Origin of the sequence: Paenibacillus sp. FSL E2-0177 (genome assembly GCF_037992975.1) — a bacterium.
In the GTDB taxonomy this organism is placed as follows: Bacteria; Bacillota; Bacilli; order Paenibacillales; family Paenibacillaceae; genus Paenibacillus_AQ; species Paenibacillus_AQ odorifer.
This window is the reverse complement of the sequence record NZ_CP150307.1, coordinates 5,828,190-5,845,611: the sequence shown is the minus strand read 5'-3', so window position 1 is coordinate 5,845,611 and position 17,422 is coordinate 5,828,190. Positions and strand designations below refer to the sequence as shown.

General features: G+C 43.7%; 17 protein-coding genes and 1 riboswitch. Of the genes, 11 read left to right on the top strand and 6 right to left on the bottom strand.

Annotation, left to right across the window (positions count from 1 at the left end):
• Positions 1-48: 48 nt before the first annotated feature.
• Positions 49-1,155: an aminofutalosine synthase MqnE gene (gene mqnE, locus MHI25_RS26020; protein ID WP_036685236.1), complete on the bottom strand. Its 1,107-nt coding sequence runs from the start codon at positions 1,153-1,155 to the stop codon at positions 49-51.
• 458 nt (positions 1,156-1,613) lie between these two features.
• Here mqnE and MHI25_RS26015 point away from each other — a divergent pair, with 458 nt between their 5' ends.
• Complete coding sequence (locus MHI25_RS26015; protein WP_076184761.1) at positions 1,614-1,973, top strand: iron-sulfur cluster assembly accessory protein; 360 nt, start codon at positions 1,614-1,616, stop codon at positions 1,971-1,973.
• 107 nt (positions 1,974-2,080) lie between these two features.
• Positions 2,081-2,533 (top strand): GNAT family N-acetyltransferase, encoded by a 453-nt coding sequence (locus tag MHI25_RS26010; protein WP_076128052.1) that lies wholly within the window; start codon positions 2,081-2,083, stop codon positions 2,531-2,533.
• Positions 2,534-2,984: 451 nt separating this feature from the next.
• Here MHI25_RS26010 and MHI25_RS26005 read toward each other — a convergent pair whose 3' ends face one another.
• The gene (locus MHI25_RS26005; RefSeq protein ID WP_036685233.1) at positions 2,985-3,194 is read right to left on the bottom strand and encodes a hypothetical protein; all 210 of its coding nucleotides are present in this window, start codon (positions 3,192-3,194) and stop codon (positions 2,985-2,987) included.
• Between the two features lie 333 nt (positions 3,195-3,527).
• Here MHI25_RS26005 and MHI25_RS26000 point away from each other — a divergent pair, with 333 nt between their 5' ends.
• Positions 3,528-4,190, top strand: a complete 663-nt coding sequence (locus tag MHI25_RS26000) for a YheC/YheD family protein (protein WP_076127972.1) — start codon at positions 3,528-3,530, stop codon at positions 4,188-4,190.
• 315 nt (positions 4,191-4,505) lie between these two features.
• Positions 4,506-4,649: a sporulation histidine kinase inhibitor Sda gene (sda, locus tag MHI25_RS25995; protein ID WP_036685584.1), complete on the top strand. Its 144-nt coding sequence runs from the start codon at positions 4,506-4,508 to the stop codon at positions 4,647-4,649.
• A gap of 131 nt (positions 4,650-4,780) precedes the next feature.
• On the opposite strand, the gene MHI25_RS25990 is transcribed toward sda, so the two are convergent.
• On the bottom strand, positions 4,781-5,755 hold the full coding sequence (locus MHI25_RS25990) for an NAD(P)/FAD-dependent oxidoreductase (protein WP_076128050.1): 975 nt from the start codon (positions 5,753-5,755) through the stop codon (positions 4,781-4,783).
• Positions 5,756-6,086: 331 nt separating this feature from the next.
• Here MHI25_RS25990 and MHI25_RS25985 point away from each other — a divergent pair, with 331 nt between their 5' ends.
• Together MHI25_RS25985 and MHI25_RS25980 are read left to right on the top strand one after the other, a co-directional pair.
• Positions 6,087-7,280 (top strand): NAD(P)/FAD-dependent oxidoreductase, encoded by a 1,194-nt coding sequence (locus MHI25_RS25985; RefSeq protein WP_036685230.1) that lies wholly within the window; start codon positions 6,087-6,089, stop codon positions 7,278-7,280.
• Between the two features lies 1 nt (position 7,281).
• A complete protein-coding gene (locus MHI25_RS25980; RefSeq protein WP_036685228.1) occupies positions 7,282-7,560 on the top strand; it encodes a hypothetical protein in 279 nt (92 codons plus the stop codon).
• A gap of 67 nt (positions 7,561-7,627) precedes the next feature.
• Here the strand turns inward: MHI25_RS25980 and hemQ are convergent, their stop codons facing one another.
• Complete coding sequence (hemQ, locus tag MHI25_RS25975; RefSeq protein WP_340394588.1) at positions 7,628-8,386, bottom strand: hydrogen peroxide-dependent heme synthase; 759 nt, start codon at positions 8,384-8,386, stop codon at positions 7,628-7,630.
• A gap of 372 nt (positions 8,387-8,758) precedes the next feature.
• Between hemQ and MHI25_RS25970 the strand changes: the two genes are divergently transcribed.
• The 3 genes from MHI25_RS25970 (at position 8,759) to dnaI (ending at position 11,809) form a co-directional block, all read left to right on the top strand.
• Positions 8,759-9,055: a YuiB family protein gene (locus tag MHI25_RS25970; RefSeq protein WP_036685224.1), complete on the top strand. Its 297-nt coding sequence runs from the start codon at positions 8,759-8,761 to the stop codon at positions 9,053-9,055.
• 240 nt (positions 9,056-9,295) lie between these two features.
• On the top strand, positions 9,296-10,834 hold the full coding sequence (locus tag MHI25_RS25965) for a DnaD domain protein (RefSeq protein WP_076184760.1): 1,539 nt from the start codon (positions 9,296-9,298) through the stop codon (positions 10,832-10,834).
• Positions 10,835-10,852: 18 nt separating this feature from the next.
• Positions 10,853-11,809, top strand: coding sequence for a primosomal protein DnaI (gene dnaI, locus MHI25_RS25960; protein ID WP_076304903.1), 957 nt, complete (start codon positions 10,853-10,855; stop codon positions 11,807-11,809).
• Positions 11,810-12,233: 424 nt separating this feature from the next.
• On the opposite strand, the gene MHI25_RS25955 is transcribed toward dnaI, so the two are convergent.
• Complete coding sequence (locus tag MHI25_RS25955; protein WP_094902239.1) at positions 12,234-12,392, bottom strand: YqzM family protein; 159 nt, start codon at positions 12,390-12,392, stop codon at positions 12,234-12,236.
• A 353-nt stretch (positions 12,393-12,745) separates the two neighbouring features.
• Between MHI25_RS25955 and trxA the strand changes: the two genes are divergently transcribed.
• Positions 12,746-13,063, top strand: coding sequence for a thioredoxin (gene trxA, locus MHI25_RS25950; protein WP_036679814.1), 318 nt, complete (start codon positions 12,746-12,748; stop codon positions 13,061-13,063).
• 121 nt (positions 13,064-13,184) lie between these two features.
• Positions 13,185-15,137 (top strand): excinuclease ABC subunit UvrC, encoded by a 1,953-nt coding sequence (uvrC, locus tag MHI25_RS25945; protein WP_282580007.1) that lies wholly within the window; start codon positions 13,185-13,187, stop codon positions 15,135-15,137.
• 88 nt (positions 15,138-15,225) lie between these two features.
• On the opposite strand, the gene MHI25_RS25940 is transcribed toward uvrC, so the two are convergent.
• On the bottom strand, positions 15,226-16,902 hold the full coding sequence (locus MHI25_RS25940; protein ID WP_340394587.1) for a CPBP family intramembrane glutamic endopeptidase: 1,677 nt from the start codon (positions 16,900-16,902) through the stop codon (positions 15,226-15,228).
• A 320-nt stretch (positions 16,903-17,222) separates the two neighbouring features.
• Positions 17,223-17,398, top strand: a riboswitch (cyclic di-AMP (ydaO/yuaA leader).
• Positions 17,399-17,422: the final 24 nt, after the last annotated feature.

Below are 17,422 nucleotides of genomic sequence, written 5' to 3'. Positions count from 1 at the left end.
GACCGAACTTCCTTTCCAATATGGGATAACAAATCTCAGGTAGTCTTCTTATTCGTATACCTTAACTTCATTATAGAAAGTGTCACGTTCGACAGGAATTCGTCCAGCACCTTTCACTAGCCAGATCAATTCGTCGCGAGTCAGACCTTCCGGTGTTAAGGCGCCAGCCGCGTGGCTGATACGTTCTTTTAGAATTGTGCCATGCACATCTGATGCACCGAAGTTCAGCGCAACTTGAGTAAGCTGGGGGCCAATGTTAATGAAGTACGCTTTGATGTGATCGAAATTGTCCAACATCAATCTGCTGATCGCAATGGTCTTCAGATCCTCATAAGCAGAGTTGCGGCGCATGATGCCAGCGTTTTTATTCTTAGGCTGCATGGACAATGGAATGAATACCATAAAGCCATTGGTTTCGTCCTGCAAATCACGGATTTGCATCATATGGCGGATACGGTCTTCATGAGATTCAATGGAGCCGTACAGCATAGTGGTATGGGTCTTCATCCCAAGCTGATGTGCTGTCCGATGGACTTCCAGATATTCTTCCACATTAGCTTTGTCTACACGCATTTTTTTACGATATTGGTCGGATAATATTTCTGCACCACCACCGGTGAGTGTTTTCAGTCCAGCAGCACGCAATTGTTCCAGTACCTCACGAATACTCAAACCGCTAATACGGGTGAAAAAATCAATTTCAGCGGCAGTGTAGGCTTTTAAGGTAACCTCAGGGAAACGTTCGTTCAAAGCTTTTAAAGAATCCACATAATATTGGAAGGGAACCTTGTCGTTATGGCCACCAACAATATGGAATTCGCGTACGCCTGGGTGGATATGCTGTTCGACATATTGCACCATTTCCTGACCGGAAAGGGTATAGGCTCCCTCTTCTCCATCATCTTTGCGGAAATTGCAGAATGCACAGTGCGATTCGCAAACATTGGTGAAATATAGACTCATGTTTTCGATAAAATATACCCGATTGTGATTCTTGGCGATATTGACTTCATTCGCTAGCTGGCCAATGGTAAGTAAATCGTTGCTTTGATATAAATAAACGCCATCTTCCAAATTCAATCTTTCGCCGCTGCGAACCTTATCAATAATGTTCGCCATTCGGGCATCCGTGTGGGGGGTAAAAAGAGTAGACATATTATGATTTCCTCCTGAAAGTTTACGAGCAGATTGCTCGAAGATAAATTCCAGACGTACCCAAGTGGTAGCTGTTCATTCTAAAAAAGAAAGAGGCGAGCTTGCCTCCGTGACAAATTTCCGAATTTTTACTTAGAGTGCCTTCCCTATTATAAACCTACTCTCCTAAGGGTATCAACAGCTTGATATTGATGGTGTTTTTTGCTGTGAAGGGTCATGCCGAAGGCAGTTGTGACTTGAGGGTAACGGAATAGTCGGTTATACTGAATTTATCAAGCATAAACGTCATTGGCATCCTTATAAAGTTGATAAGCGTTTAAGCGAGAAATATAAGACATAAAGAATAGGTGCAACACTTATACTTTCTTATATTTTTAAGAAATAACTTTTGGCCGGAAGGTCCCTTAAACATAAGTTTCCGCTTATGAAGGGAGACGAATTTGTAGGAGGATGAGATCATGATTAATATTAGTGAAAAGGCAGCAGAACAATTAAAGGCGATGCTTGCTGAACAAGAAGTACCGAACATGTTCCTCCGTATTGGAGTAACGCCCGGCGGTTGCAGTGGATTCTCGTACGCTATGGGCTTTGATGATAATGAAACCGATCAGGACGTATATATGGACATTCAAGCCATGAAAGTGGTTGTGGAGAAGGAGAACCTTCGTTACCTGGACGGTCTCGAAATCGACTTTGAAGAATCCGGCATGACGGGTGGTTTCACCATCAACAACCCTAACGCTACTGCAACTTGCGGCTGCGGTTCAAGCTTCCGGACAGCTACGGATGCAGGGAAACCTAACGAAGAGCCTTGCTAATCACAGCAATCACGGCTCCAAGCCCCGTGTTGGATTCTAACAACACAGGCTTGGAGTTTTTTTTATTCTCAATGACAAAAATCATCACAAGGAGTTCGGAAATGGAAATGGAAATCAGAAAATTAAAAGCTGGTGAACAGCCTCCATTAGAATTACTTCTATTAGCAGATCCTTCGGAGAGCTTAGTTAACGGATATTTACAAAGAGGGTTATGTTGTGTGGCTGAGGTGGATAACAGCATCATCGGAGTCTACGTTGTGTTGCAGACAAGACCGGAGACTGTAGAAATCGTAAATATCGCCGTCGACGAAAATAAACACGGGCAAGGAATAGGTAAGCAGCTGCTGAACCATGCGATTCAGAATGCCAAGCTGCTTGGAGCAAAAACCATTGAAATTGGCACAGGTAATTCGAGTGTTGGACAATTGGCACTTTATCAGAAATGTGGATTCAGAATCACCGGCATTGATAGAGATTTTTTTATTAGGCATTACAGTGAAGAAATCTTTGAAAATGGGATTCAAGTCATAGATATGATACGCCTGTCGCTGGATTTATGAGTAATAGGGGAGTTTCTCAGAAGTCATTTAATGGGCGCTGGGGTAGTTCTTTATTCTTTTACATAGGAAGCAAACGATATATCGCTAATCATGTATCGCAAGCCAGGTATCGGACACAGAGGACCCTAAACGCCGCATTTTCCCATATTTGTGGTGCCAACGGACCGCATTGCCGCTATTGCTATGAAAATCAGTAAATATGAAGCTCTTTCTAAGCGATAGTGTCACTGGAGTCCGAAACCACGCCTCAAAGGTTGAAAATCTGCAAATAACGTCATCTGGGTCCGAAATGCTCATGGGTTAACGACACTGTTGAAGCAGATAGCTATTGTTTAAAAACACAGAGCAGCGATTCTCCACATAACTGGAGAATCGCTGCTCTGTTGTTTTTTGCGATGGTCGGACCGTCTGTGCATAGAAATAAGCTGTTTATAGGCAGTCCCTGCGTACATTAGGCTGGAATAATAAACTTGTAATTAATCATAAATACGATGAGTGCTGCAGCTCCAAGGGAGAAGGCGATACAGCCCGTACCCAGTGCTCTGCGTTTGTCTTTAATAAATTTAAAGCCAATGGCGCAGATCAGTATAGTCGTTCCAGCCAATACAATGGACATCCCAAGCATAGCCACCCAATATAAAACCTCAAAAAACTGTGCCATTCTGAGCCCTCCCCGCGCTGTGCTTTTTAGTGATTCTGTTAGTACTCACTATAATAGTAGAAATTGAAAATGTAACCGCTATTAATAATACAACGATTTTGAAGATTATTCTAGTTATAGTGAACTCATCCATTAAGATAATGATGTCGAATTTCTTGAGAACTGAATCTACAAAATCCGCGGTTGTACCCTGTCGCTGTCGACTGATGCTGTGCTAAACACTAAGCCCTTTTTGCTAAGAGCGGCATCTTACACGGACAATCATACAAGAGGGCGAGACCTTCTCTGAGTAATGTATAGGGTAGGCTGGATTGTGAAGGGAGGGAAAGGACGATGGCAGGAAGACAATTGGCCAGTAAGTGGCTGAAGACAGAGGCGTTGCTGACCGACGCTCGGGTTGCACCCTATATCCCAATGACGAGGGGGTACAGGGCAGAAACGCTCCTGGCAATGCTTCGTAGATATGGAAATGTTGTCATTAAACCTATTGTGGGTGGCGGAGGTTACGGTGTAATCAAAGTTTTTCGGGATAGTCGCGGTTATGGATTCACCTATATGGACAGAACTCGAATTTACAAGGATTTTGGATCCATGAGACGTGCGCTTAATACTGTGAAGGCAAGACGCAGATATTTGATTCAACAAGGGATTTCCCTGGCGAGAATCGGTGGACGGCCTATTGATTATCGGGTCAAAGTAGTTAAGAATGGTGAGGTTTGGGAATTTCGCTCCATGGTAGGGAGATTGGCTCGGCCAGGTCTGTTCGTAACCAATCTTTGTAAAGGGGGAACGATGCTATCATGTCGTGAAGGACTTCGTAGATCGTTGCCGCGGATTAAAGCTTCAGCGAAGAAAGCAGAAATGCGGAGACTAACCCATGTATGTATCGGAATTATGGAACGGCATTTTCCGGGAATAGGTGAGCTGGGCTTTGATTATGCTGTGGATTATTCGGGGAAAATATGGATTTTGGAGGTTAATACAAGACCTCAATAAATTAACAATTATTTTAAGAATTGACGATAATAGAGTAGTAAGATAAAATTGCGTTTAGTTGCGTTCTTTTGGGGTAAATAACATTGTAATTTATTTACAATAAAAATATATTTTTAGCTGTATACAAGTGGTTCAATCCTGTGTATAACTATTATCCCCATAGTCCACTGTGTAGCTAGTACCTTTATAACGCTTACACACATTTTATACACAGGATTTCCACATGTACTTGTGGATAACGCGAACGCTTGTTCGAAAAATGATAGTTTGATATGATAGATTCAGATCCAAATAAAGGAAAGGTAGATGAAGTTTATGGTTGAATTGTCGGATGAGATGCTGCTTGACTCTTACCATAGAGCAATAGAGCTGCAACTAGAGCATGATTTCATCGCTCTTCTACTCGTTGAAATTCGCAAACGAAACTTACACTCTCCAGTACATGCGGTTCTTCATTAAAAAGCGCAAAGGATAACTTTGTAGCAGGCTACATATATAAAACCGCGAGGCACAAACAAACATAAAAGGGTATCCTCACAGGCTGTTATCAACAGGTCTGTAAGAATACCCTTTTTTATTGTGTTAATAGATTAGAGTTTCATATTACTGCTGTGACCCGGTGAAAGCTTCGCTTCTGGATCAATGTACACCTTAGCATTATTCACAGCCGTTGGAGCTTCGCCAAATCCTACAGCAATCAGCTTCAGCTTACCAGGATAAGTTGTGATATCGCCGGCAGCAAAAATGCCTGGAATGCTTGTTTCCATACGCGAGTCAACAACAATGGAGTTCCCCTCAATATCAATACCCCATTCGGCAATAGGACCTAGGGAAGAGATGAATCCGAAGTTAACAATAACGCTGTCCACTTCAATTTCTTGAGTTTCTTTGGTCTTGATATTTGACAATGTAACCTTGGTAATGAACTCATCACCATGCAGCTCTGTAATTTCAGTAGGGGTAACTACGTTAACCTTGGAAGCCATCAGGTTCTCAACGCTATGTTCATGCGCACGGAATTTATCCCGGCGGTGAATCAGGGTTACCTGTTCAGCGATGGGTTCCAGCATGAGCGCCCAGTCAACTGCAGAGTCACCGCCACCGCTGATCAGAACTTTTTTATCTTTAAAGGCATTTAGATCATTTACAAAATAATGGAGGTTTGCTTTTTCAAAACGTCCAGCGTTGGGTAATTCCAAACGACGAGGTTCAAATGCACCTACACCAGCTGTAATGATGATCGCCTTACTGTGGTATTCGGCTACATCGGTTGTAACCACAAAATGACGTTCGTCCCGTTTTTGAACAGAAATCACTTTCTCCTCCAGCCGGATATTGGATTGGAACATATCCATTTGCCGAGACAGGTTGTCGACCAATTCTTGTGCTGTTACTTTTGGAAAACCTGCCACATCATAAATGTATTTTTCTGGATAAAGGGCAGCAAGTTGTCCCCCCAATTGGGGCATACTTTCAATAAGGGTTACTGATGCCTGACGCATTCCGCCGTAAAATGCGGCAAACATGCCAGCTGGCCCGCCACCTATGATTAAAAGGTCGCTCATAGGAACGCTGGATTGCTCTTGGGTCACGGGATATTACACCTCCGAGTTGATATATTCATTTTGCCATACTTGTGTACCTACTTATTATAATCATTGTGACACATACCTGCAAAGAAAGACTTTAGAAGTCAATAAAAGTGTGACGTTTTTTAGTATTTTAATGTTTGATTAATGCTACACTAAGGTTTACAATGGATATGGTCAATTTAGAAATGCTTCAAGTTTGATTGGAATTTCTTCTAAATATAAGTGTATAAATTCACAAAAAGGACCGTACATTGTTTCAATAAAAAATACAAAGACAGATTTACCTCTTGGAAGGAGCCGGAACATGAGTAGTATTCCCAAAATCGTTATCTTAGGCGCGGGCTATGGGGGTATTTTGACCGCACAGCGCTTGCAGAAGGCTTTGAATTATAATGAAGCGGATGTCACGCTTGTAAACCGTCACGAGTACCACTATTTTACTACCCATCTACATATGCCTGCGGCGGGTACGGACAGTATTGAACACACTCGGGTGTCCATTTCGAAACTAATCGATGAATTCAAGATCGACCTCGTGAAGTCATCTGTTCAGGAAATTCGTACTCAGCAGAAAAAGATTATTTTGGAGGATGGTACCCTATCGTACGATTATCTTGTCATTGCTTTAGGTGGAGAGCCTGAAACATTTGGTATTCCTGGACTTGATAAATACGCACTGACAATCCGGAGCATCAATTCCGTTCGTTTAATTCGCGAGCATATTGAATATCAATTCGCTAAGTACAAGAACGAGAACAATGCTCAGGAGCATATTAATTTTGTTGTCGGTGGTGCCGGCTTTAGCGGTATCGAATTTGTAGCTGAATTAGCTGACCGTATCCCTGGACTGTGTAAAGAATATGACGTTGATCCAAGTATGGTTAATATATATAACGTAGAGGCTGCTCCGACAGCACTGCCTGGTTTTGCTCCTGAGCTTGTTGAGTATGCGATGGACTTGCTCACCAAAAAGGGAGTTACCTTCAAGATGGGTGTTGCGATCAAGGAGTGTCTGCCAAACGGGGTAATTCTGGCATCAGGCGAAGAAATCAAAGCCTCCACAATTATTTGGACAGGCGGAATCCGTGGCAATCGTCTTATTGAGGCTGCCGGATTTGAAGCTATGCGTGGGCGCGTGAAGGTAGATGAATATCTACGTGCACCGGGCCAAGAGAATATCTTCATTATTGGTGATGGCTCCCTTATGATTAATCCGGAAGGACGCCCTTACCCGCCAACCGCTCAAATTGCTATGCAGCAGGGTGAATGCTGTGCGCATAATTTGGTGGCGGCAATCCGCAATCAACAGCCGAAGAAATTCGCATTCAGCAATAAAGGAACCGTAGCTTCCCTAGGCAAAGGCCAAGGAATCGCTGTAGTAGGCAGCAAAACTTACAAGGGCTGGACTGCAGCTCAGTTGAAAAAAGTTGTAGATATGCGCTACTTGTTCATTATCGGCGGAATTCCGCTGGTTCTGAAAAAAGGAAGATTCTTATAAGATGCGCCATTGCAGCGTACAGGTACGCGGACTGCTGACTCGGGAAGAATTGGACCGTTATAACGGACTGATAGAGGTTGGATCTTATCTGGAGGATCAGAACCAATATGATCTGGCTTATATCGTTCAGAAGGAAATTGATCTGCTCATTCTCCCTGGTATCGAACGCCTGAAGGATAAAGGGCGCGCTCGGGATCGGGCCACGGCTGAATATCTGGAAAGTTTACGTGAAGATGATGAGGATAACGAAGACGAGGATTCAGGAACTTCGGTGTCTTAATCTAATAATATGGCAGTTAAAAAGGGTGTGTCTCCATGCGAACTGGAAACACACCCTTTTTTTGTTGTTACAGCTTGAGCATTTCTTCAAAAGATTCTTCAGTCAGCAGATTGCCGACATAAAAAGGTCCGAATTCGCCGTAGCGAGCACTTACTTCGTCAAAACGCATTTCGTATACCAGCTTTTTGAATTGCAGTGCATCTTCAGCGAACAGAGTCACGCCCCATTCCCAGTCATCAAAACCGACGGAGCCGGTGATAATTTGCTTCACTTTACCTGCATATGAACGTCCAATTAACCCGTGTGAAGCCATGAGCTCCCGGCGTTTGTCCATATCAAGCATGTACCAGTTATCGGCAAGCTCGCGTTTTTTGTTCATAGGATAGAAACAAATGTGTTTCGCTTGCGGTAAAATAGGCTTTAAACGTGCGGCAACATGCGGATTCTGCATAGGGTCGCTGCCGTCGCTGCCACTGCCACCAGCAGCGTAGTTGCTTAATTCAACAATACTTACATATGAATAAGCTTTGGTTGTATATTGAGCAAAAGCGATTTTGTTAAAGGCGGTCTCAAGCTGGTTCAAAGCTTCTAGGCTTTCGCGCAAAAACATCATTACAAAATCAGCCTTTTGGCCCACTATGGAGTATACTGCGGTGCTGCCTTCTTTAGCTTCCTCAACAGGGTTCCATTCCTGCATAAAAGCATGTAGTTCTTCCAGGGCAACGGCACGTTCTTCATCATCTGCTGCCGTCCAAGCGGTCCAGTTCAGAGAGCGGAAGTCATGCAGTGCATACCAGCCTTCCAGTGTCAAAGCGGCTTCGATCATGATCTCACTCCTTAAAAGTTTTACGAAGCATAAGCCTCGTTGAAATAACATCGCGTAAAACTTGCTTCGAAAGCATACGCTTAGTTTTACGAAGCATAAGCCTCGCTGAAATAACATCGCGTAAAACTCGCAATTGAAGCATAAACTTAGTCTTACGAAGCATCTGCTTCATAGGCTATGTATGATCTGATTAATCTACTTGCATTGTATCGCAATCAAGCCGCCAAGAGCAAACGGAGGCATCCTCTAAGTGTGCGAATTAGTGCGTGAATTTGAATAAAGTTCATTGCTTCGTGACATTTTTTCTAGTAAACTTACTACTAGCTTGTAAAAGATGTGCGCTTCTTTATAGAAAGGGGTGGAGACGGTAAGATGGGATTTATTCCAGTGTTTATCCTAGCCGTTTTATTCTTTGTGATGATGTTTGGTATCGGCTTTATTCTTAACATGTTAATGAAGACAACCTGGTTTCCCGCTTATCTATTCGTACTTATTATTCTACCCGTCGTAATCTATTCTATTTGGGATAGAAACGCGATGTCGCTCTGGGAGCATCTCTCCAGTTTCCACTTTGTTGATTATCTTACAGGTGTCGCTGGTCTTGCAGGTGCTATACTTAGTGGATGGACCATTCAAAAGCTGCGCTTTGGCGGTTACAAGATGTTTTAAAGATTTGAAAGAGCCTATGTTATGAATCAGTCTTATATTTCTGCGAGAAACGGGATACCTTCCTCTTTAGAGGTCGGCGAAGCCGTTTCTTCTTGTTTAATAGAGGTAGATATTCGTAAGAAGAAGTTGATTATATTGCGAAAAGAGTCGAAATTGGGATTTTATTTACATTTTCGCTATGTTAATTTGTGATAGAATAGAATCCTGTATGAATTCGTGTAAACAAGGGGGTATCCGTAGATGCGGATGAGTAACTTACATCATTTCACCGAACATCATCGGTACTGCGTTTCCCGCGAATTTGGTCTTAGTGTTATAGATGGACGTATGCTTAGCTCTGTATATCAACCTATGGTAGGAGCCTTTGCAATCAGTTTCTATCGCTTGCTGGTTGAACATGTGCCAGCAGATAGCATTGGCTATTCTGGAGTGGAGCAACAGCGCAGGCTATTTATGACTTTGGGTGTTGAACCCAATGAGAAAGGCCGCAAATATTTAATTGATCAGGCTTCCCGGTTAGAAGCAGTGGGTCTGTTGCAGACCTGTCGAATCTATGTGCCGGAAACAGATGATTATTTATATGAATATGAGCTAATGCCGCCGCTATCGCCAGCCGACTTTTTTGCCACTCAGCATTTAACCTTGCTGTTACGTGATAAGATTGGCAAATTTGCTGTGCTGTCCTTACGGGAACAGTTCTGGAATCGCGAGCCGGAAGAGTGGAGTCGCAGATCTATAGGCAAAGAGAATATTTCCGTGCCTTTTTATGATATTTTTCAACTTAATACACATGTCATTGATTATGAGCTGGAGCAAGCTTTGGCAGAGGTAGCCTCTGTTCGACAGCCCGGCACGCTTGAATCCGGAGAGCAGGCAATCGGATATAGTGACATTATTTTGCGTTTTCCACGGGAATCTGTGAATCGGGCTCATGTAGAAAAACTGCGCTTTGACCATACTCAAATGGGTGTAATTAACTATGTTGCTCATAAATACGAACTGAGTCCGCAGGATTTATGTCGTTTGCTGGATGAGGATGGAGTGTTCTCACCGGAGGGCGAGGTCATGCTGGATGCGTTGCAATATAAAGCGAGCCAACATTTCAGGCAAGATATGAAACGACAGGAAAAACGTGAAATTGCAGCTGCGAAAGTTGTTTCTATCCGGTCCAGTGCGACCGAAGAGAATGATGATTCTATAGCACCACCAGAGCAATCAGTAGAGATGGAGTTTTATGTAGAAGTACCGCCACAATTTTTGTCCAAGTGTGACATTCACCAATATAATATGATGCTGCGAAACGAACCTTATACAAGACTGCTACAAACCTTTTTCCCGGGTGCAGTACCCAGCCATCTGATGGATATGTTCGAGAAAATAGATCTGAACTATAAGCTGAGCGGTGAAGTAATTAATGTACTCATTCATTATTTAATGACTATGGTAGCCTCGGGTGGAGAACAGCGGATGAACCGCAATTTTGTAGAGGCTATCGCCTCCAATATGCTGGTTAAACAAGTGAACACCTACGAGAAGGCTGTAAGATATATTAGAGATCAGTCCAAAGTGAAGGGCAAGGGGACAACGGCTAATACGGCTGGAGGAACACGATCACGTTCTTATGCCAAAAATACAGGCCGCTCCAATAAACCGGAAATTCCGATTGTGCTGGATGATGGAAGTGCCGGAACAGTATCGGAAGAGGAATTCGCGGCGATGATGAAGAAAGCGGCAGAAATTAAGGCCAGTAAGAAAAAAGGCGTATCGCAAACGCCTTAATGAAAGAGAGGTGGAACAATGGAGTCTATGGGCGATGTACTTCGTTCGATCAACAATCCAACTCTACGGCAGCGTCAACGCGATCTTGAACAGGGGTTATTCAATCATCCACTTGTGAAGGCATTACAGTCCGAACATCCTGAACTGGACGAATCACGACTGCGGCTTCATATGAGTCGCCTGTATCAATATGTAGAGGAAAGCCGAAACTGTGCGAACTGCCCAGGACTAGAGAAGTGTCCAAATGATTTTCCTGGCCATTATAGTAAACTAACGGTAGAAACTGTGAATGGTTCAGTGGATCTATATGAACGCAAGACGGCATGCCGGCTTAAAGTGGCACAAGATAATCAGGATAACATCCGCAAACGTATTCGTAGCTTTTATGTGGACGAGCGTGTACTTAACGGCGGTTATGATGAGATAGATATTATGGGCAAAGACCCGCGCCGGGTCTCGGCTGTGAATAAAATATTTGATTATATCACGAATGTTAAAGAGGAAGGCCTGACTTCACGCGGCATTTATTTACATGGCTCTTTCGGAACAGGCAAAACTTTTTTGATGTGTTATTTACTGCATGAGCTTGCTGTTACTGGATATACCGGAGTGATCGTATACATGCCGGACTTTATAGAGGACTTGAAATCGATCATGATGGATGGCCAGAAGATGAAGGAAACTGTTGATACGATGAAAAACTGCGATTTACTTATTTTTGATGACATTGGTGCGGAAAATTTGAATCCTTGGGCTCGTGATCATGTACTTGGGGCGATCTTGAATTATCGGATGAACCGCAAACCAACCTTCTACACCTCGAATTATCCGTTGGATGGCTTGGAGAAACATCTTAGCTTTACGAGCAAAGATGGTGAAGAGGTCTATAAAGGCCAACGACTAATGGATCGCATTGCTCCTTTTGTGGATGTTCTTCCACTGCATGGGGAAAATCAACGAGGGGCCAATAGATAAGCCTGGAATATTCATAATGTAAAATTCAAAAGAGCAGTGATTCCTCTTTTATTGGAGGATCGCTGCTCTTCGTTTTTTTTAGTTATTCGAACTCAAACGCCGCTTTTTCCCTGCTACGAAGCAGGATCGCCTTAAGTCCTGATTGTTTTTCACTTGTTCAAACACACTTTCGGGTTGCAGCATCTGGCGGGCATACTGAATCTGATCGATAATTAGGGAAAGTCTCCCTAAAAATGAACTGATTCGTCAGCGAAAACAGATATTCTCCCGATTATTAGGGAGGAATTCCCTGATTCCGTTCATTTATAGCAAATATCGGCTATAATCAGGGATGTTTTCCCTCATTATTCCAAAAAAAGAAGCCGCCCCATAAGTAGCATTCACTACTTTTGAGACAGCTTCTTTTTATTGTGCGATGATTCCTTTACTCCGAGAGAATAAACTTAAGGATGACCATTCCGAAAAAGACAACCGTCATAAACGTGGTCATTCCGAAAAATCCGGTCATTAAATCCCCAAGATCATTGCGGGGTTCTTCGTTGATATGTTCTCGTGGGTCCCGTACTTGCGCGTTAACATCCATAGTTTCTGCCTCCTTACAGGGACAAGCCCTGTATTATTAGATGCAAATTGACATTAGTTTATGAAATAAGTCATTGACAATTAATGCGCTTTCTTTAAGTATACCGAAATGCTGGGGAGGTTGTAAAGAAAAGAGTACGCAAAAAAAATACATTGAAGGCAATATAATTGCGAGTGATATTTCACATATCCCATAAAGATATGTTATACTTGTAATGTGTCGGTAAGTGGTAATTTGGTTATCATATTACATGAAACAATTTATTAACTCATATTACGGAGCAGCTTCCATGAACTAAGCTTTGGCTTAAGATGTGCGTAATGCTTCGCAAAACTTAAAGGAGGAACAATATCATGGCTATCGTGAACGTGTCTGACCAATCCTTCAGTAACGAAGTGGAAGGTCAAGGTACTGTAGTAGTAGACTTCTGGGCTCCTTGGTGTGGTCCTTGTAAAATGCTCGCTCCAATCTTGGATGAATTGTCCACAGAGCTGGGAGACGACGTGAAAATTGCAAAATTGAATGTGGATGAGAATCCGGAAACGGCTTCCCGTTTTGGTGTTATGAGTATCCCAACTCTGATCTTCTTCAAAGATGGTCAACCGGTAGATAAAGTTGTGGGACTGAACTCCAAAGAATCCCTGAAAAATATCGTAGCAAAACATCAATAATTGATAGATGCTACTGTTCGGGCCTCGGCCCTGCCACTCAGCGCCTTCGGTTCATTCCGGAGGCGTTTTGTGTGCTGAATGCCAACTAATCATGGGTCCAATTTAGCTGGAGGGGATCATTTTGGACAATATCCGCAATAAACTGGCACTACTACCCGATCTGCCTGGCTGCTATCTGATGAAGAATCAGGAAGGCACTATTATTTATGTGGGCAAAGCGAAGGTACTTAAGAATCGGGTACGCTCTTATTTTACAGGCAGTCATAATGGTAAAACGCAGCGGCTTGTCGCTAATATTGCTGATTTCGAATACATCGTTACGTCCAGTAACATGGAAGCGCTCATTCTAGAGTGTAATCTGATTAAGAAACATATGCCGCGTTATAATGTGCTTTTGAAAGACGACAAGACGTTTCCTTATATAAAAATAACGAATGAAACTCACCCGCGCCTTGAGGTTACACGCCGGGTGATTAAAGATAAAGCAAAATATTTTGGCCCTTATCCTAATGCTTATGCTGCTCAGCAGACAAAAAAGCTCCTAGATCGTATGTACCCGCTTCGTAAATGCGGCGTGATGCCAAAGGAGGTCTGTCTTTACTATCACATGGGCCAGTGTTTGGCACCGTGTGAGAAGGAGGTTCAGAAATCCGAGTATGAGCAGATTACGCAGGACATCGCTGCTTTTCTAGGCGGAGGTCATGAGGCGGTTAAAAAGGATTTACAGCAAAAAATGCAGGAAGCAGCTGAGGAATTATATTTTGAGCGGGCGAAGGAACTGCGGGATCAGATTATCCATATCGATGCATTGATGGAGAAGCAGAAGATCAACACTACAGATACTAAGGACCGGGATGTATTTGGTTATGCTGTAGACAAGGGATGGATGTGTGTACAGATTCTGTACATGAGACAAGGGAAGATGATTCAGCGCCATTCCTCCGTGTTCCCGTTCTATGGTGAAGCCTACAGTGACTTTATGTCTTATGTGACGCAGTATTATAGTGATAATCCCGCTTTGCCGCAGGAGATCCTGCTGCCGGATGTGCTCGATGAGGAATCTCTGGCTAATAAAGAGACTAAACCCGAGATCGCCATAGCTGCTCCAGCAGAAGCGGATTTACAACAGGGTGAAGATACTCCTGAATCGGCTGAAGAGGCTGAGGCACGTGCGACGGCGGCGGAGGAAGCTGCGGCAGCTGGGATCGTGGATGCCGCTGGCGGCGCCTCCATTCTGCAGGAGTGGCTGGGCATTAAGGTGCTTGTGCCACAACGCGGTCTTAAGAAGCAGATGGTTGGCATGGCTTGCCAAAATGCAAGAGTGGCTATCGACGAGAAATTCCGGCTGATTGAACGGGATGAAGAGCGTACCTCTGGAGCAGCGATCAGCTTAGGCGAGAGCTTGGGGCTTGAACGCTTGAGCCGTATTGAGGCGTTCGATAACTCGAACATTCAGGGGACTAATCCGGTCTCAGCGATGGTTGTCTTCATTGATGGTAAGCCTGCACGAAAAGAGTACCGTAAATATAAGGTTCGTACGGTGGTGGGTGCGGATGATTATGGAACGATGCGCGAGGTCATTCGGCGGCGATATGAGCGGGTATTGAAGGAGAATCTTCCGATACCGGATCTTATCGTGGTCGATGGAGGGAAAGGGCAAATCTCCTCTGCTATTGATATTCTGGAGAATGAGCTGGGATTATTCATTCCGGTCTGCGGCCTTGTTAAGGATGATAAGCATAAGACGGCTCAGCTTTTGGTTGGAGATCCGCCAGAGCCTGTCGCGCTAGCCCGGGACAGTCAGGAATTTTACCTTTTGCAGCGGATTCAGGATGAGGTCCATAGGTTCGCGATCACCTTCCACCGTGAACAGCGCGGGAAGTCCATGGTTACCTCCAAGCTGGACTCTATACCTGGTATAGGTGAGAAGCGCCGTAAAGCGCTGCTAAAGCATTTCGGATCGCTTAAGAAAATTAAAGAAGCCTCCGTGGATGATTTCCGTACACTTTCTATTGGAGAAAAGCTGGCAAAACAAATTCTTGATGCGCTCAAGGATGAAGAGCCAACCTCATAGCAATGGTGACAAAAGAAAAAGGGTATCAAAGCAGCGACTAAAGCGGCTTTGATGCCCTTTTTTAATTTCATTACGTCTTCACATTAGTTTAAATCAAAGAAGAAGACTCCACCGGCTTAGGCTTCTGTGGTGGATTAAATCGATAGATGATGTAAGCGACTATGAACGGCATAATAATCGCGAAGATACCCGCGCCTACATTTACGCTCTCCTTCATAAAGATCAGCGTAGCGCCCATCAGGATGCTGTCAAACACGACATGGCTGAACATGACAGCAATAAACCCGTAACGAAGGAAAATATAGCTGAACAGTAGCCCGATTACAGTCAGCTCAATGGGACGGGAGCTGATGGGATAGATCGGATATAACGTATGGCCAAACGCCCAAACCAGCGTGGTGATCAAGCAAGCGATAAAAGTGTTCCGGAACACCTTTTTCAGCATAGGAATTCCGAAAAAGCGATAAATGGCTTCCTCAGATAAACCAGCGAGCCATGCGACGATAGGCAGAAGCCAAGCATATCTCATGTTATAAGGAGATTGGGTGGCGTCTGTAGTAGACCAATTGTGCAAGGTAAACGATAATATGATGAACATAACCGTCTGCACCCCTAGCAGAACGAAAGCCCAGATGTATCCAGCCCGGATACTGTCCAACACATATTGTCCATAGCCGGGCTCTTTGGCGCGGGGCCAAGGGTTCATGCCTTCCTCTTTTCGCCATAGGCCATTACCGCCCACTAAAGAGAAGTAGAGCAAGGAGGACATCAGCAGGCTGTACAAAGCATAAATGATAAACATAATGACAGAGGTAATCTGTGCTTCTAGCCCTTCGCCCGTTGATTCAGGCAGCATATTATAGGTGCTGATCATCATGATTACAAAATAGGCTGAGCTTAGGAATACTCCACGTTTAAAGGAAGTATGCTCTCTTCTAAGAATACTGTAGACGAGTGCCAGAATTCCTAAAATCAGTGTGGGTATACCGTAACCGAATAATGTTAGCTTTTCCGCTAAAGAGGTCTGTCCTTGTACGTAGGAGGTATGCCAAGCTGGTGCAGTGAATCCGGCATTAAAGCTGGATACCTGCTCTCCAATGAAATCAAAATAATAGTGCAATAAGGATTCGCCGACCTGAACAGTACTATCCGTATACACTAGCCCATGGCTTCCTGTATTCGATTCAATTTGTAGCTTGGCAGGATTTACTTCCCATTCCTGAAGCCAAGGACGAGCAAGATTCTCCTTCTGCGCTAGAGTGAGGTCAGCTCCCTTGTCCTCTTTTGCACCAACGGAAGCGATGCCTGACCCCTCTTCGGAGGTAACTTTTGCAGCCTTTGAGAAAGCGACAATCTTACCGGTATACATATTGAGGTCAACGATGATTTGCGGCTCTTGCTCCGCTGAAGGAGTAAGCGTTGCCCGAAAGACATCAAAAGGATATTTTTGATCCAATTTTTTCTTGGTGTAGTCCTCCACAAGCTTCTCGCGAGACATATAACCATAAAAGGAAGAGTCCGTCTGGTAAAGTACATTCCATTGATCGTTTGGTGCTTCGGTGTAGTTGAGCTTTTGTTCTGCAAATAATATGGCTTGGTCACGGGCTTCTGCCTTGCTAATGACGGTGGTATCTTCACCTGTAGGGCTGCTAAGCAGTGAAGGGGAAATCTGAAACATAATAAATAGAATAAGACCGATAATGCCCGAGATGATGAGCCTCTTGGAGAGGGCACGTTGCTGTAAGGGCTGGCCGACGGGATTCATGTAACGCCTCCTTGTTATGTACTGACAATGTTATGTTCCATTATAGTATTAGTGCCTGGTTGGTTACAAAAAACATTATATGTTCTTTTTATGGGTAATAGAGATAGTATAGAATAGTCATGTGAATTTATACCATGAATTTTATCGTGTTCATTTCTGCACGAATGATGAGAATCGGTGTAATTGCAGGGAAAACACGGAAAAGTGATGAGAAAAGGCACTCCTTTTGATGCAGTCTCTTTAAACCGCATTTTTTCATGTGAATGAGCATTAATTGTGTCTTTGTGAATTCACTAAATAACGTATATAATTTGTATGCAATTGTATAGTAGCCGAATTTCTGGTGAAAACGGGGGAACCATAAGAAGTGATGAAAAGTGGAGTGTACACGATAAATGGCACTTTCATCAGGGGTGAATTTCGTTCTGGGAACGAATAGGGCAGCCTGCACAGTCCGAATCCGACAGCTAACCTCGTAGGCTAATTTACTGCAGGAACCAAGTCAGCATTGGTTTTCCAG